A 16408-nucleotide genomic window follows, 5' to 3' on the forward strand; every position below is an offset into this window, starting at 1 on the left:
CCTATACAACTAAATAATATTCTTTTGCTCAGTTTGTTTTACACAAACTTGGCTTTGCATTTTCATTTTGCTGCTCCAATCACGATAACGACTATGGCTATTCCTCAACACACGATAGATCAAATCCTCGATCGCACAGATATTGTCGACTTGATTGGTCAACGCGTGAAGCTGAAGAAAACGGGACGGACCTACTCAGGTTGCTGTCCGTTTCATCAGGAAAAATCGCCTTCATTTCATGTCTATCGTGACAAACAGTACTACCACTGCTTTGGCTGTCAGGCCAATGGTAATGCCATTCGCTTCCTGATGGACATCGACAATCGCAACTTTGTCGATGTGATGAAAGACTTATCGAGCCAAGCAGGCATTGAACTCCCCAAAGATAATCAAGATTCCAAACGTCTATCCTATAAGCGTGAAACCAAGCCCACGCCAGAACAAAAAAAGTCCGTTCCGGAACAAAAATCAGCTTCTATTCCTAGCGCTGTAGCGGCACCCAATACCAATACTCCTGTGGATGTAGATTTTGATCCATTTGAGCAGTTTCGAAATGTCGATGATCCTTTTGCCCAGTTTGAGCCCTTTCAGGAATTTCATGAAGCACCGGCACAAGATGGTAATCTCTATGACCTACTGGAAAATGTAGCGCAGTTTTATGAACGGCAACTACCACAAAGTCAAAGCGCACAACAGTACTTTAGACACCGTGGCTTAGGCCCAGAAACGATTCAATTCTGGCGTTTAGGCTATGCCCCTGAAGACTGGCAACATCTAGAAAAAGCCTTTCCGCAAGACATTCAAGGTTTAAAATTACTGGGTTTAATTCGTACCAGTGATAGTGGTCGAGATTTCGACCTGCTGCGTGATCGGGTAATTTTCCCGATCCGTGATGCCAAAGGCCGTGTGGTCGGCTTCGGCGGTCGTGCCCTGAATGATGAAATCAAACCGAAATACATCAACTCGCCTGATTCCGAAGTGTTTCATAAAAATCAGTTACTGTATGGGCTGTATGAAGGGCGTAAACAAAAAGCCCAAGACTGGCTGATGGTTGAAGGCTACATGGATGTTATTGCACTACAACAAAATGGCATTTATGGCGCTGTGGCAACATTAGGAACCGCGAGTAATACCGAACATTTAAATATTCTGTTTAAACAGAATAACCGCATTACCATTGCCTTCGATGGCGATGCCGCGGGTCAAAAAGCGGCACGACGTACCTTAGAAATTGCCTTACCTTTACTCAATGATGGTCGTGAACTGAAATTCTTTGTCCTGCCAAATGATCATGATCCTGACTCACTGATTCGTCGCGAAGGTTTGGAAAATTTTCAGCGCTTATTACAGCAAGCCCCTTTGCTTTCTGACTTTGTCTTTGCGCATTTAACCCAAAATCAGGATATCAGCAGTCCCGAAGGCAAAAGTCTGGTCATGGCGGAACTGCGCCAACTGACGGAACTGTTACCGAAAACAGGCTCCTTCCGCTATTTGCTCAACCAGTCTTTTAAAGAAAAACTCGGCTTTGGCAAACGCTGGACGCCGCAGCTCAGTAATGATGCCTCTTTATCGTTTAATATTCGTACCAAAGATGAAGACTTTGCCATTGCAATTCTGATGCACCATCCTTTTTTATATATACATTTTGAAACTTTGCGGGCTTTTGTCCCCAACCACGAATTACTCTCGTATATTTTAACCATTCTGAACCGAATTTTTGATAATTTACCAGATGATCAGGAACTGGCAACCTATTATGTTTTGGGCGCTTGTAGCAGCTATAGTTTAGAAATTGCCGATATTATGCGTCGTACCAATATAGAAGTATTAACCCATGCACCGGAAATGGCAGATAAACTGGCTACCGAATATGCGCTAGCATTACAAGAAAAGTATTTACGCCAAAAACTGAAAGACCCGAATTCACTGTTAGAGTCGCGTAATTTACGCCAGCAACTGAATGAACTGACCAAGAAAATTGGCTTACGTTTACTTACCTAAGCCAACTTAAATCAATCGATTATTTTTTAGCTTTGCGACGATGTTGCTCAACCTCTGTCAGGCTGTGCTGCAAGTATTCTAAATAAGCAGGATCTTCCGCTTTTGCCGCTTCTCTTAAAACAATTGAAGTCGGATGTAATAACTTCTGCGTTAAGCGATGGGCAAACTCGCGCATAATCTGCTCGGCATTTTCACCTTTGGCTAAACGTGCTAAGGCCAGCTGTAACTCTTCTTGCTGTAATTCATGCCCATGCATGCGGTATTGATGAATCGTTGCACCTGCGGCATTGACGCGTTCATGCGTCACCAGCTCAATCGCCAACTGATTGACCATGACTTCGGCTTCAACCGCAGCTTGGCGACGTTGTGCCAAATTTTCATCAATCACCGACTGTAAGTCGTCCACCCCGTAAAGATAAACACCATCCAGTGATTCCACCTTCGGCTCAATATCACGCGGCACTGCCAAATCGACTAACAGCATCTGCTGATAACGACGTTTCTTTAAAGCGCGTTTGACATCCTGATAAGAAATGACCTGATGCAAACTACCTGTACAGCTAGAAATCACATCAGCACGATATAAGTGCTCAGCTAACTGGGAAAAATCAATAATTTCCACATCGACCTGATGGGCAATTTCTTGGGCTAACAATTCGGCACGTTCACGGGTTCGGTTACAAATCAGAACTTTGCCCACCCCCATCTCGGCCAAATGTTTAGCGACCAAGCTATTCATTTCACCAGCCGCCACAATCAGCACAGTCATTTTTTCAGGTTGGCTAAACACTTGTAATGCCAGTTGCGCAACAGCATAGCCCATGGAAACGGCATGGCTACCCACCGCAGTTTCTGAGCGAACTCGCTTCGCGGCATAAAAGGCGTATTCAAAGATTCGGTTTAAATTACCTGAAACAGTATGGGCTTCTTTAGCAATAGAAAGGGCGGATTTAACCTGCCCTAAAATTTGCGGTTCACCCAGCATTAAGGAGTCTAGTCCACTGGCCACCCGCATTAAATGCGTAACGGCTTGCGCATTTTCATAACGATAGACATGATTGACCAGTTGCTTAACATCTAAATCATTTGCTTGGGCGAGCCAGTTTAATACCTCATCCGCATTTTCAGAGATGGCATAAACTTCTGTCCGGTTACACGTCGACACCACCACCAAATCATTTAATTCGGTGTTGTGACTTTGCTGAGCAAGCAATACACTGAGCTTTTCGGCATTAAATGCAATTTGCTCACGCAACTCTACAGACGCGGTTTGATGGTTGACCCCCAATGCAAAGAAAGACATATCAGATCATCAATTCATTAAATTTATGCTATTGTGCAACATCGGTGTCATAAAAAGCATTACTTGGATCAAGAAAAATTGCGTCAAACATACAGCCGTATGAACGGCACGACGATAAAGCACTATTCTACCACATTCTTACTGCTTGGTAGCATGGCTTCTCTTCCTCATGTCAGAGCATCAGAGGCAGTTTATCATGCAAATTCAAATAATAATGCCATAAAGCAAAGTATGATAGCCGAATTCGCTTTGGCTTATCATGACATCCCGACCGCTTTGCACAACTATACCGTCTTGGCTATTCGCAGCAATTCCACGCTGGTCAAGCAACGCGCCTTAAACATTGCGCTTGAACAGGATGACTTAAAAGCTGCACTGGATATTGCCACCCATTGGGTGGTGCAAGAACCAGAAGATGTCCCTGCCTTATTTTATTTATCTCACATTGCGCTAAAAGCACATGAATATGAGCTGGCAGCAGAAATGCTGGATAAAATTTTAAATATCGACCCGAATGCCGATCTAGAGCAAATTTTGGCCGGAATTTCCCCAGAATCGCAACTCGATCGTGACGTGCTCCTGAAGACCTTAGCTGCGAGCAAAGAAAAAGATAACCCTTCCGTACTGGTGCTGATTGCAGGACTAGAAGCACAAAACGGTCAATTCGAACAAGCACTGACCACCATTAATCGTGCATTACGTAAACGCCCGAAGGTTACAGGCTTTATCCTGATGAAAGCGAATCTGCTGAATGCTTTGGGCAACTCAGAAGAAACCCTGAAATGGTACAGCACATCGAGCCGCAAACATCGCGATAATTTAGAGGTTCGCCTTGCAGAAGCTAAATATCTGATTAAATTAAACCAGTCAGAAACTGCACTCAAAAAACTCGATAGCATTTTAAAAACCTGGCCAAAACAGGAAGAAGCTTTATTTCTTGCTGGCTTAACCAGTATTGATTTAAAACAGTATGAAAATGCTGAAAAATATTTGGTTGAACTCCGCTACTCCGCCCAGTATCAAAACGATGCCTATTACTATCTGGCAGTCAATGCAGAGCGCAAACAGCACTTTGAAACAGCCAAAGCCTATTACCGCTTGGTGGATGGCAGCCTCTATCCTGTTTCCAGACGCAGCATGATTAACATCTATGCGCAGCAAGACAAACTTCAAGATGCCTTGCGCTTTTTAACCCAAGAGCGCGTCAATTATCCGCAGCACGCCAGTTTTTTATATCAGGCGCAAGCCGATATTTTAAAGCGCATGAACAACAATAAAGCAGCACGTCGCTTATTGGATGAAGCCATTAAAAATCTGCCCGATGATCCTGACCTAATTTATGCCGAAGTGCTATTACTCGATCCCTTTCAAGATCGGGCCAAGTTGGAACAGTTACTCAACAGATTACTGGAAATCGAACCGAATAGTCCAACCTATCTCAATGCTTATGCCTACACACTTGCCTTGCAAAACCGACGTTTAGATGATGCTCGGCATTATGTCGAACTGGCCTTAGAATACACCCCAGATCAAGCTTCAATTTTAGATACCTTGGGCTATATCACCTATTTACAGAATGATTTTGAAACATCGGCACAGGTGCTTGCTAAAGCTTATACCTTAAGCAATAGTGTCTCGATTGGCGTGAGATATGCCAAGGCTTTGTATATGCAAGGGAAAATTGCAGAATTTAGCGCGGTGTTACAACAATTAAAACAAAAACATCCAAATGATCCGCAATTGGAACAACTTAATTCGTTACTGTTACCTCAACAAGTGAAAAAGAGCTAATTCATTTTAATGCGTGTATTGTCCAAAGTCGGTCTTACTCTATTGACCAGCAGTGTTTTTGCCCTTGGCGGCTGTCAGCAATTTACTCAACCGCAAATTCCGGCTGAAAGCCCAAGTGCGTCAGAGCAGAACAATTTTAATCTGCAAGGTAAAATTGGGGTCAGAACCCCCCAACAATCTGGCAGTGCTTTTTTCACTTGGCAGCAACAACAGCAAGAATTTGATATTGAACTCAGTGGCATTCTCGGTGTAGGCAAAACGCAAATTACAGGTAAACCTGGTGCTGTAAGCCTAAATAGCGCCAAAACAGGACTTATTCAAGCTGCAACACCCGAAGAGCTACTGGAGCAAGCCACCGGTTGGCAAGCCCCGATTACGCATTTAATTAACTGGGTACAAGCCCGACCAGCAACCTTACATGCTCAAATCAATAAAGATACGGCAAACCGCCCTCAGCAAATCATAGAGGATGGTTGGCAAGTCGATTTCAGCTATAACAATACTGCGCAGCTCCCAAATAAATTAGTTCTGAAACAAGAACTTGAATCTGGTAAAGAAAATCGTATTACAATGTTGATTCACAACCGTTAATTTGGCTGGCTATGATTCGTGTACCTTCACCTGCAAAACTGAATTTGTTTTTACATATCACGGGGCGCCGTGAGAATGGTTATCATGAGTTGCAAAGTATTTTTCAACTCATCGACTTATATGACTGGCTAGAATTTGAACCCACGGTGCAAACTGACATTCAAATTCAAGGGTTAAGCAGTGTAGACCTTGAGCAAAACTTAATCTACAAAGCCACTCAAATGTTAAAACCGTTTGCCCAGCACCCGACCGGACTTAAAATTCGGATTGAAAAAAATATTCCCATGGGTGCAGGACTTGGAGGCGGATCGTCAAATGCAGCCACCACCCTTATTGTTGTGAACCAACTCTGGCAGTGTGGATTAACGATTGAACAACTTGCAGAGTTGGGTGTGAAGCTCGGTGCAGATGTGCCTATTTTTGTTCATGGACAAAATGCATGGGCTGAAGGCATTGGAGAACACTTAACATTCATAGATTTAGCTCAAAAAAGATTCATTGTGCTAAAACCTGACTGTTTTATCAGCACTCAACTACTTTTTTCACAAAAAAAGTTGACAAGAAACACGAAGCCATCTAAATTTTGCGCCTATCAGATAAAGCCATCTGACTTTGGAAATAACTTTGAACCTCTGGCAAGAAGTCTATATCCTGAAGTCGATGAAGCGATGCAGTATTTAGATCAGTTCGGTGTTGCAAAGCTTACAGGTACAGGTGCTTGTGTTTTTACTGAGGTAACTGCAGAGATGCACGTTGATGAAATTCTTAAATATGCACCATGTAAAGCTTACTTGGTAAACAGTTTAAATGAATCTCCATTACGTCATTTCCAAGTTCAATAGGGGCGTCGCCAAGTGGTAAGGCAGCGGGTTTTGATCTCGCCATCCGTTGGTTCGAATCCAGCCGCCCCTGCCAATTTTCACCTGTAGATGTATGTATTAGGGGCGTCGCCAAGTGGTAAGGCAGCGGGTTTTGATCTCGCCATCCGTTGGTTCGAATCCAGCCGCCCCTGCCATATACACATCAAATTTAGGGGCGTCGCCAAGTGGTAAGGCAGCGGGTTTTGATCTCGCCATCCGTTGGTTCGAATCCAGCCGCCCCTGCCAATTTCAAGTTTAAAAGACAGAACACATCTTTGCTTCTTCTTGTTAATTTTCCTTGACATGAACGCGCAAAAATATTAAAGTTCTGCCGCATTAGGGGCGTCGCCAAGTGGTAAGGCAGCGGGTTTTGATCTCGCCATCCGTTGGTTCGAATCCAGCCGCCCCTGCCATCTCATTTCAAACACACCAACCGCCAAGGGTGCTTCATGCCCAATCTTGTCGTTTTTAGTGGAACTGCTCATCCACAATTCGCTCAAAAAGTCGTAAGCCATTTGCACATTCCTTTAGGTGCAGCATCAGTTTCAACCTTCTCTGATGGTGAAATTGCTGTTGAAATCACTGAAAATGTTCGTGGTAAAGACGTATTTATCGTACAACCTACTTGTGCCCCAACTAACGATAACCTGATGGAAATCTTAGTGATGGCTGATGCATTGCGTCGCGCAAGTGCTGGTCGTATAACTGCTGTTATTCCTTACTTCGGTTATGCACGTCAAGACCGTCGTCCTCGTTCATCTCGTGTTCCAATCACTGCAAAAGTTGTCGCAGATATGCTGACTACTGTAGGAATTGACCGTGTTGTAATGATCGACCTACATGCAGACCAAATCCAAGGTTTCTTCGATATCCCTGTAGACAACATCTACGGTACTCCTGCATTGCTTGCTGACTTACGTCAACAGTCTCATGACAACCTTATGGTTGTTTCTCCAGACGTTGGTGGTGTAGTTCGTGCGCGTGCTGTTGCTAAACAAATGGGTGATATTGATCTTGCGATCATCGATAAACGTCGTCAAAAAGCGAATGAATCACAAGTGATGCATTTGATTGGTGATGTGAAAGGTCGTGACTGTGTCATTGTTGATGACATGGTAGATACAGCAGGCACTTTATGTAAAGCTGCTGATGCACTGAAAACATTTGGTGCTCGCCGTGTTGTTGCCTATGCAACTCACCCTGTACTTTCAGGCAAAGCCATTGAGAATTTGAAAAACTCTGTAATCGATGAACTCGTTGTTACAGATACAATTCCATTGTCTGAAGAAGCGCAACAGCTTGGTAAGATTCGCCAAGTTTCGGTTGCCAGTATGGTTGCTGAAACAATTCGTCGTATTAACAACGAAGAATCTATTAGCGCAATGTTTGATAGTTATCTATAATATAGCGCTGAAATTCCAAAGCCCTGCCCAGTGCAGGGCTTTGTCTCACTAGGTCGGTCGCAGATCTAGTTTATTTAAACTTAAATTAAGGATGTCTATCATGGCAAACTTCGTATTAAACGCACAAGCACGTGAAGCAGCTAACCAAGGGAAAGGTGCGAGCCGCCGCCTTCGTCACGCTGCACAAGTTCCAGCAATCATCTACGGTGGCAGCGCTGAACCTGTAGCTGTTACTTTAGAACTTCGTGAGCTTGTTAAAGCTTTAGAAAACAACGCTTTCTTTGAAGAAGTTGTTGAAATCAAAGTTGGTGACAAAGTTGAAAGCGTTAAAATCCAAGCGTTACAACGTCACCCAGCTAAAAACACTCCTATGCACGCTGACTTCAAACGCGCATAAGTGTTGAATGGTGTAAATTAGTGTCAAATATTTCGCTAATTGTTGGTTTGGGCAATCCTGGAAAGGAATACGCCCAAACCCGCCATAATGCAGGCTTCTGGTTTGTAGAACGCATTGCAGACAAATATGGCATTACATTAAAAGCCGATCCTAAGTTCCATGGAATTAGCGGTCGCGGTAATATCGAAGGTCAAGACGTCCGTCTGCTTATACCAACAACCTTTATGAACCTTTCAGGCAAAAGTGTTGTTCCCTTCTGCAAATTTTATCAAGTTGCACCTGAAGCAATGTTAATTGCCCATGATGAGCTTGATATGAATCCTGGTGTGATTCGCCTGAAAACAGGCGGCGGTCATGGTGGTCATAATGGACTACGTGACATTGTTCCACATCTGGGTCCGAATTTTCATCGTCTGCGTATTGGTATTGGTCATCCTGGTTCAAAAGAACGTGTCTCTGGGCATGTGCTTAGCAAAGCGCCAAGCAGTGAACAAGGGTTAATGGATGATGCAATTGACCATGCACTTTCACGACTCAAGTTACTCGTGAATGGTGATATCCAGCAAGCAATGAATCAAATCAATGCTTATAAACCCAACTGAATTTATTTGAATTGTTGAACAATCCTTCTTGCCATGTTGCTCATTTCAGAGCAAAATGCGTTTTTTGCCGATTACTCATCCAGTAAGAAGCGATTGATTTAACCATAAGATAACGGTCTTAGGTCCACTCAGGAGACGCTCGCCATGCTATCTCGTTTATTAAAATGCAAAATTCACCGCGCTGTTGTTACACATGCAGAACTTCATTATGAAGGTTCATGTGCAATTGATGGTGTGTTAATGGATTTAGCTGGCATTCGTGAATATGAAGAAATCCATGTTTGGAACGTTACCAACGGTAAACGTTTCGCAACCTATGCGATTCGCGGTGAAGATAATTCTGGCATTATCTCTGTGAACGGTGGTGCTGCCCACCAAGCTGATGTTGGTGATCTAGTCATCATTGCAACTTTCGGTGACTTTACCGAAGCTGAAGCCAACGCACACAAACCACGTTTAGTCTACGCGAACCCAGACAATACCGTAAATCACACGGCAAACTGTATTCCTGTACAAGTGGCATAAGATGTTTAAAAAGCTCGCAGATTGCGAGCTTTTTTATTACTGTGAAAAGATAAAATTCTCTAAGCTCCCCTTCTCATGATTCCTTTCTCTGCTTGCTTGAATCCATAGCTGATTTTCTCAAATGATTTTCAGAAATACAGATAATGCTGTCATTACATGAAAGATCACATTTTTTAAAAATCAGTTTATAATCCACCTACATCGCTTCAGGGCGGGGCGCAATTCCCCACCGGTGGTAATTTCAGTCATAGTATTCCCAATACTGTCTGATTCAGCCCACGAGCATAGAATGTTTATTCATGACATGCAGATTTGGTTCAATGCCAAAGCCGACGGTATAGTCCGGATGAAAGAAGACGACGTTAGCAAACCTACTCTTGATGGCTAAAGTCCATTAGAGTGCTTTGTTACGAGCCTATTTTCAAATGTCCTGAAATGTTCAAGCGTATAATCCACTTACGAGAGCGTTTCAATGTCTAGCTTAATTCAACCTGAAATCTTTTTTTCAGCTCTACCTCCTGCCGAACAGCGTATCCAACAAGCTTTAGCCGATATCCGCCAAGGCAAACCAGTCTTGGTCATGGATGATTTTGATCGTGAAAATGAGGCCGATTTAATTATTGCGGCTGAGACTTTAACAGTTGCCACCATGGCACGCATGATTCGTGATGGCTCGGGCATTGTATGCCTATGTCTCACCAATGAGCTTGCCGACCATTTAGAACTACCACCGATGGTGAGCGATAACTCTAGCCAGTTTAAAACTGCTTTTACCGTGACCATTGAAGCGGCTCAAGGGGTAACAACTGGGGTTTCAGCACAAGACCGTGTAACCACCATTCAAGCAGCTACCCGTACCGGTGCAGTTGCTCGTGATTTAAATCGCCCTGGCCATGTGTTCCCCTTGCGAGCACGAGATGGTGGCGTACTTAGTCGCCGAGGTCATACTGAAGGCACCATCGACCTCGCTCGTTTAGCTGGGCTTAAACCCGCTGGTGTTTTGTGTGAATTAACCAATCCCGATGGAACTATGGCTTCGGGTATTCAAGTTCTGGCATATGCAGAAACGCACCAGCTTACGCTGATTACCATTGAGGAACTGGTGCAATATCGCTTAGCTCATCAAGTCTAAAAAAAAGCTGTCCCAATTTTCACATTGGGACAGCAATGTTTATAGATTGAAAAGTCCGAATTAGAAGACAGTCGCATAAATTCCGTAGAGTGCCACGACAATTAAAATTCCACCACAACAAGCTAACAAATGCTGATACAGCTTAGAGCGTGAAAAGCGGTTAAACATCAAATACACACAAGACAGTGTCGCAAAATCGAGTGCAATCCAACTGACGGTCAGAATACTTAAACTCAAATTCAAATTTGGCGTAATCTGTACAAATTGTGGGAAGAAGGAAGCAAAGAAAATAATATCTTTAGGGTTTGAAATGGCGACAAGAAAACCCTGCTTAAATCCACCATTCTCAACCGTGCCTGACGTATTCTCAGCACCAACCTCACCCTGCCAAACTTCTCTTAAAATTTGGATACCCAAATAAACAATATACAGACAGCCTAAAATCTTCACCGCATTGAACCATTGCTCACTCACGGTCAGGAAACCCTTTAAAATGGCAACAGAGGCTGCAATTAAAATCAGAGATGCCAGATTGGTACCAAAAATGGTTTGCAGTGCACGTCGATAGCCCCCTTTTAAGCCCGCACTCGCCACCAGCAACATCACTGGACCTGGGGTTGCAATCATCACAATGACCGCAAAACAATATAAAAAGTATTCAATATAATTCACAAGTTCTAACTTTCTTTTAGTCCGTATTCAGTTGAAAACAATCCTTTAATCACCCTCGGATTCACGTAATAAGCTATGGCTAATCCCATCTGCACGTAAAAATGCCAAATCATAACTGGCCGTCGCCAAGGCCAAAACACGACGTTCAAATTCTTGCCACAAGGGTTTCACTTGCTGCTCTGCTATACCCAAGCCACTTTGATGGGTGAAGTTTTTATTCTTTTCGCAAATTTTGAGGGCATGATATAACTTGCGCCCTTTCGAAGCATCTGGTCGTAACCGCACACGCTTGGACAACACAAAGCCTTCCACATGACGTAAATCAGCAAAGGGCAACATTGGAACTAATATCTGATCCAGTTGAGCATCTAATCGCAGCCAAACTGCATGTTGTTGTTGTGCCGTGTAAGTATTCCACTTAATCACTTCATGATTAAAACGACGACACCCCCGACAAACTGCATCACCAAAGACCGTTGAACAACGCCCAGCACAAGGCGTAAGTGAAGCAATCCGACGATCATTACTCAAAATAAGCTCCTGAAATCAGTAAGATACAATCTTAAAAACAGTCATAAAGGTTTTTTAACAGCCATTAAAAACCATGCCAGCATAATACCTTTTCTGACCACATTAAAAAACCATAATTCTTGATGGGTTTTCTCGCTTATTACAGCAATTCGCGCTAAAATACGCGCCTTAAATTTTATCCTTCGTTTATATTTGGAGTACTCCATGAACGCTACTGTAGAACAGCTTGCACCTGTAGAACAGCAAGCGACCTCTGGTTGGGTTGTTGCCGCACTTTATCAATTCAAAGAAGTTCAGGATCCTGCTGATCTGCAACAACGTCTTTTAGACTTGGTAAATTCTATCAACCTGTGTGGTACTCTAATTGTGGCGGGTGAAGGAATAAACGGTACGGTTGCCGGTGACCGTGCAGCTGTTGATGCAGTTCGTCAATTCCTGTTAAACGAAGGTTTTCACGCAATGGAATATAAAGAGTCGCATAGCTCTGATAAACCATTCCGCAAAATGAAAATTAAACTTAAAAAAGAAATCGTAACGCTCGGTGTTGAAGTTAAACCGCGTGATTTAGTCGGTCACTATCTCGATCCAAAAGAATGGAACGAACTGATTGCTCGTGATGATGTGATTCTAGTCGACACGCGTAATGACTACGAATACAAAGCAGGGACTTTTAAGGGTGCGATTGACCCGAAAACAGAAACTTTTCGCGAGTTTCCTGAATACGTAAAACAAAACCTTGCTGAACATAAAGATAAAAAAATCGCCATGTTCTGTACAGGCGGTATCCGTTGTGAAAAATCGACCTCTTTGCTTTTACAAGAAGGCTTTGAGGAAGTGTATCACTTGAAAGGTGGTATTTTAAAATACCTCGAAGAAACACCAGCCGAAGAAAGCCTGTGGGAAGGTGAATGCTTTGTCTTTGATGGTCGTACTGCCGTGACTCACGGTGTAGAAGAAGGTCAAAACATTAAGTGTCACGCCTGCGGTTGGCCATTGCTTCCTACTGAAGTAGAAGAACCAAGCTATGAACATGGTGTGTCGTGCAAATATTGCGTAGACAAAACCACTGAGAAGCAAAAAGATGGTTTCCGTATGCGTCAATCTCAAATTGCAGCAGCAAAACGCAAACGCCTGTAATTGTGTCTATTGAAAAAAGCCTCCCCTGTGGAGGCTTTTTTACATGGCAAGATCATAGCAAACAAATACAAAACAATGCTTTACCCTACTTTCAAATCCCACTAGGATAAATGATCTTTCACTTTCATAAATGTCTATGAACCTGACAGACTGGATTATCTCCATTATGGAGCAATTGAGCTATCTCGGCATTGCCCTACTGATGTTTTTGGACAATGTTTTTCCGCCGGTTCCTTCCGAAATTATTATGCCCTCTGCAGGTTACTCCGCCTCACAAGGCGAACTTGTACTCTTTGGGGTCATTATTGCAGGGTGTATCGGCTCTTTAATTGCCGCTGCCGTACTGTATTGGGTCGGCTATAAATTTAACCACGATGCTATTTTTCGTTTTGTCGACCGATACGGCAAATATTTTTTTATTAAATCGGCAGATGTAAAAACAGCACTGGACTGGTTCGAGCATTATGGGCATCGGATCGTATTTTTTGGGCGCATGGTGCCCGCGGTGCGTTCCCTGATTAGTATTCCTGCCGGCATGAGTCATATGCCGTTTTGGAAGTTTATGTTTTATAGCAGTTTGGGCACCATCATTTGGACCACTTTTTTGGCCTGCGTCGGTTTTTATTTTGGTGAGAACCAAGTCTTAATGCATCAAATTTTCAGCCAAGTTGGCTATGTGATGATCGGGGTTGTGATTTTAATTCTGTTATGGATTTTCTACCGACGACATCAGCGAAAATCACGATCTTCTACCGATTAAGCAAATCTATTGAGGAATTTGCATGACCCATTATTTAAAACATTTTGCTGCCGTCTATAGCATTGCCTTGGTGCTTTTGGTTGCAGTCTTGATCTTTGGACTCCAGTTCAGTGGGATTACGCTGATTCCTGCACTGATTGCATCCGCACTCATCAGTGCAGGACATTTTGTCAAAAAGGAACAACGTTTACCGAGCAATGATGAAAAAATTCAATTGGTCTGGGGCTGTAGTGCCGTTGCCGTTATGATTGCTAGTTTCTTTGTATTCTTTTTGGTTCTCATGAATCCGCAGGCCGAACAAATTTTAAAAGCAGCCGATGAAGCTGGACTGGGTCTTGCAGCCGTGATCATGCTCTGCCTAATTGCGATTCATGGTGCAATTTTCCATTTCGCCTATGGTTGGTATGCCACTTATCGTTTTCAAAAGCTGAAACAACAGCCCTCTGCATAACCGATGTTTACATTATTTCAGCATGCTAAGTTTGGATTGGCTCGCATGCATTTCTTCGGTGAGCCACTGCTGAAAAATCACTTTGCGTGGATCATCGTCAAAAGGTGAAGCTGAAAGTAAATAATAGGCCGAGCCATCGGGAATGGCTGGTGTCAGTCTGTGAAGCATTTGAAAATCAAATTCCTTTTCAACCATATATGCTGATACCACGGTTGCCCCTAAACCTGCTAAACAGGCTTCTATGCACAAATAAAAGTGTTCCAAAGATACTTTTTCGAAGGTGTGAAATTGTGTTTTATAACGCTCTTTTAATTGCGACCACATTTTAGGTCGAGAACTAGAAATAAACAGCGGTTGCAACGGATCAATCTGATTTTGCCGTGACACGCACACCATATATTCATCGGCTAATTTTTCGCTATAAAGCGCTTTGCCCCAATCAAAATCATTGCGTCTAAGCGCTAAATCAATATGCTGAGCATTAAAATCAGCGACTCCCCCAGCGGTTAATAAACTGATCTCAATCTCAGGATAGCGCTGTTTAAACTGAACCAGACGAGGAATCAGCCATTTCATGGCAATCGTTGGCTCACAAGACAAAATTAAGGCTCTATTGCAATGGCTTGATTGATTGAGCTGTTGTAAGCACTGATCAATTTTCGGAAATACTTGCTCACAGCAATCCAACAATACTGTACCAGCACTCGTCAGTTGCAGCTTTTTTCCTTCCCGAATAAATAAATTACAGCCCAGCAACTCTTCTAAGTTTTTTAATTGTTTACTCACAGCACTTTGCGTCACACATAACTTTTCCGCAGCAACGGTTACACTCTCATAGCGTGCGATATAATAAAAAAACTTAAGGGAATTCAATGACCATCGCTCAATCATTCCAAAAACTCATCCTTTTACACGAAATAAAGTCGATTTTAAATATAGCAAATATATGAAAAATATATAAATCCTTTAGTTCGATTCAAATAAGGATCTATGAGTGAATGAAATAATAGCGATTTCGATCATCACATTACTAGCTGTCATCAGCCCTGGGGCTGACTTTGCTCTTGTCAGCCGTAATAGTTATTTATATGGTCGCCAAAGTGGTATCTATTCGGCTTGTGGTATCGCCAGCGCTGTATGGATACACATTGGCTATAGCCTGTTAGGTCTGAGTTTTCTAAAACATCATATGCCTAATCTTCTCGATGTTATTCAATATGTCGGTGCACTTTATTTGATGTATATCGGCTATAAAACCTTTACACAACATCCTATTGTTGAACGGACAGCATCGAACGCAGCTCAGCGCTGGCAAGCATTCAGACAAGGTTTTTTCACCAATAGCTTAAATCCAAAAACTACCCTGTTTGTAATGAGCATCTTCACACAACTACTCTCAAACCAAAATCATATGCCAACCTTAATTGGATACGGAGTTTTTATCTCTGTTAGCCACCTCTTTTGGTTTATGCTCATTTCCTTATTTTGTTCCACGCCTACCATTAGAAATAAAATCTTACAGCAACAAATGACTATTAACTGTTTAATTGGCAGTATCCTGAGTTGTTTAGGTCTGAGTTTATTGCTTGTTCACTAATCCAAAATAATTGAGCTAGAGAAGCTCAATTATGAAATTTTGCAATAAAAAAACGTCCGCTAAGGACGTTTTTTATTTTTCGATGAATCCTACCTGCCATCCATAATAGCAAAAATAAGCTTTACGCTGGGGTGTGATACATCAAATATAATTCATTTAAATTGTCTGGAATTTCTTCAGCTAACTCATCCATCAACTGACCGTTGCGACGGAAAGATTCCATTTGCGGATCTTCTTCATCAATGCCACTAAACACCATGATCGGTAAAGTCAGGTCAACCAATTGCTCTTCATATTCAGGGGCAAACCATGCCTCTTCATTTAAGAACATCGCATCAACAAAACCGACACTCCAGTCACCTAGGCTTGATTCCACATCGGCTTCTTCAATCTCGAAAGGAAACTCAATCCCTTCCTCATTGGCCAAATTCTGACGAATACTGTCTAACCAAGATTTCACTTGTGCAATAATCTCGGCAGGAACTTTTTTCTGATTGCTTTCAAAAAGTTCATCTAACCAACCATCAAATTGCGGACCAACAGCAATTGCACATAAAAAACCATGAGTCGCTGCAAAATCTAGACCATACTCATTTTGGTCACCATCTAGATATTCACTCAAAAGGTCTAAATCTAAAGCACTCATTTCATATCC

The 16408-nt window shown here is 42.7% G+C and carries 18 protein-coding genes, 4 tRNA genes and 1 riboswitch; of the genes, 17 read left to right on the forward strand and 5 right to left on the reverse strand.

All coding sequences use genetic code 11. The annotated features are described in order from the left end of the window. Positions 1-93 precede the first annotated feature (93 nt). Positions 94-2001, forward strand: coding sequence for a DNA primase (locus AC6CHI_RS05575; protein WP_498119934.1), 1908 nt, complete (start codon positions 94-96; stop codon positions 1999-2001). 19 nt (positions 2002-2020) lie between these two features. Here the strand turns inward: AC6CHI_RS05575 and hemA are convergent, their stop codons facing one another. Then, positions 2021-3304 carry a glutamyl-tRNA reductase gene (gene hemA, locus AC6CHI_RS05580; RefSeq protein WP_498119935.1) on the reverse strand — a complete coding sequence of 428 codons (1284 nt, stop codon included), beginning with the start codon at positions 3302-3304 and terminating at the stop codon, positions 2021-2023. A gap of 78 nt (positions 3305-3382) precedes the next feature. On the opposite strand from hemA, the gene AC6CHI_RS05585 reads away from it, so the two are divergent. From AC6CHI_RS05585 to ribB, 12 genes are all read left to right on the forward strand, one after another. After that, positions 3383-5095 (forward strand): tetratricopeptide repeat protein, encoded by a 1713-nt coding sequence (locus tag AC6CHI_RS05585; RefSeq protein ID WP_498119936.1) that lies wholly within the window; start codon positions 3383-3385, stop codon positions 5093-5095. A 9-nt stretch (positions 5096-5104) separates the two neighbouring features. Continuing rightward, positions 5105-5686, forward strand: coding sequence for a lipoprotein insertase outer membrane protein LolB (lolB, locus tag AC6CHI_RS05590; RefSeq protein WP_498119938.1), 582 nt, complete (start codon positions 5105-5107; stop codon positions 5684-5686). An 11-nt stretch (positions 5687-5697) separates the two neighbouring features. Continuing rightward, the gene (gene ispE / locus AC6CHI_RS05595; RefSeq protein WP_498119939.1) at positions 5698-6528 is read left to right on the forward strand and encodes a 4-(cytidine 5'-diphospho)-2-C-methyl-D-erythritol kinase; all 831 of its coding nucleotides are present in this window, start codon (positions 5698-5700) and stop codon (positions 6526-6528) included. After that, positions 6527-6601 (forward strand) — tRNA-Gln (locus AC6CHI_RS05600). The genes ispE and AC6CHI_RS05600 overlap by 2 nt, the downstream gene beginning before the upstream one ends. Positions 6602-6626: 25 nt before the next feature. Next, positions 6627-6701, forward strand: a tRNA-Gln gene (locus tag AC6CHI_RS05605). 16 nt (positions 6702-6717) lie between these two features. Beyond that, positions 6718-6792 (forward strand) — tRNA-Gln (locus AC6CHI_RS05610). Between the two features lie 92 nt (positions 6793-6884). After that, positions 6885-6959: transfer RNA gene (locus tag AC6CHI_RS05615), tRNA-Gln, on the forward strand. 36 nt (positions 6960-6995) lie between these two features. Continuing rightward, the gene (locus AC6CHI_RS05620) at positions 6996-7949 is read left to right on the forward strand and encodes a ribose-phosphate pyrophosphokinase (protein WP_016165799.1); all 954 of its coding nucleotides are present in this window, start codon (positions 6996-6998) and stop codon (positions 7947-7949) included. A 100-nt stretch (positions 7950-8049) separates the two neighbouring features. Beyond that, positions 8050-8346, forward strand: coding sequence for a 50S ribosomal protein L25 (rplY, locus tag AC6CHI_RS05625; protein ID WP_241628088.1), 297 nt, complete (start codon positions 8050-8052; stop codon positions 8344-8346). A gap of 20 nt (positions 8347-8366) precedes the next feature. Beyond that, on the forward strand, positions 8367-8948 hold the full coding sequence (gene pth, locus AC6CHI_RS05630) for an aminoacyl-tRNA hydrolase (protein ID WP_458891226.1): 582 nt from the start codon (positions 8367-8369) through the stop codon (positions 8946-8948). Between the two features lie 144 nt (positions 8949-9092). After that, the gene (gene panD / locus AC6CHI_RS05635) at positions 9093-9473 is read left to right on the forward strand and encodes an aspartate 1-decarboxylase (RefSeq protein WP_004990637.1); all 381 of its coding nucleotides are present in this window, start codon (positions 9093-9095) and stop codon (positions 9471-9473) included. Between the two features lie 199 nt (positions 9474-9672). After that, positions 9673-9835, forward strand: a riboswitch (FMN riboswitch). Positions 9836-9945: 110 nt separating this feature from the next. Continuing rightward, positions 9946-10605, forward strand: a complete 660-nt coding sequence (gene ribB, locus AC6CHI_RS05640; protein WP_498119942.1) for a 3,4-dihydroxy-2-butanone-4-phosphate synthase — start codon at positions 9946-9948, stop codon at positions 10603-10605. A 60-nt stretch (positions 10606-10665) separates the two neighbouring features. Here ribB and AC6CHI_RS05645 read toward each other — a convergent pair whose 3' ends face one another. Then, positions 10666-11277 (reverse strand): LysE family translocator, encoded by a 612-nt coding sequence (locus AC6CHI_RS05645; protein ID WP_498119944.1) that lies wholly within the window; start codon positions 11275-11277, stop codon positions 10666-10668. Positions 11278-11322: 45 nt separating this feature from the next. Further along, complete coding sequence (locus tag AC6CHI_RS05650; RefSeq protein ID WP_458891220.1) at positions 11323-11808, reverse strand: DUF1289 domain-containing protein; 486 nt, start codon at positions 11806-11808, stop codon at positions 11323-11325. A gap of 204 nt (positions 11809-12012) precedes the next feature. On the opposite strand from AC6CHI_RS05650, the gene trhO reads away from it, so the two are divergent. The 3 genes from trhO (at position 12013) to AC6CHI_RS05665 (ending at position 14156) form a co-directional block, all read left to right on the forward strand. Continuing rightward, complete coding sequence (trhO, locus tag AC6CHI_RS05655) at positions 12013-12945, forward strand: oxygen-dependent tRNA uridine(34) hydroxylase TrhO (RefSeq protein WP_458891219.1); 933 nt, start codon at positions 12013-12015, stop codon at positions 12943-12945. Between the two features lie 136 nt (positions 12946-13081). Continuing rightward, entirely contained in the window at positions 13082-13705 is a 624-nt protein-coding gene (locus AC6CHI_RS05660; RefSeq protein WP_498120069.1) for a DedA family protein, read from the forward strand. Between the two features lie 22 nt (positions 13706-13727). Next, complete coding sequence (locus tag AC6CHI_RS05665) at positions 13728-14156, forward strand: ABZJ_00895 family protein (RefSeq protein ID WP_498119946.1); 429 nt, start codon at positions 13728-13730, stop codon at positions 14154-14156. A gap of 12 nt (positions 14157-14168) precedes the next feature. On the opposite strand, the gene AC6CHI_RS05670 is transcribed toward AC6CHI_RS05665, so the two are convergent. Further along, the gene (locus tag AC6CHI_RS05670) at positions 14169-15047 is read right to left on the reverse strand and encodes a LysR family transcriptional regulator (protein WP_498119947.1); all 879 of its coding nucleotides are present in this window, start codon (positions 15045-15047) and stop codon (positions 14169-14171) included. Positions 15048-15150: 103 nt separating this feature from the next. On the opposite strand from AC6CHI_RS05670, the gene AC6CHI_RS05675 reads away from it, so the two are divergent. Beyond that, complete coding sequence (locus AC6CHI_RS05675) at positions 15151-15753, forward strand: LysE family translocator (RefSeq protein ID WP_498119948.1); 603 nt, start codon at positions 15151-15153, stop codon at positions 15751-15753. 121 nt (positions 15754-15874) lie between these two features. Here the strand turns inward: AC6CHI_RS05675 and AC6CHI_RS05680 are convergent, their stop codons facing one another. After that, positions 15875-16399, reverse strand: coding sequence for a YecA/YgfB family protein (locus AC6CHI_RS05680; RefSeq protein ID WP_458891216.1), 525 nt, complete (start codon positions 16397-16399; stop codon positions 15875-15877). Between the last annotated feature and the right edge of the window lie 9 nt (positions 16400-16408).

Source organism: Acinetobacter sp. GQ146, from assembly GCF_059758585.1.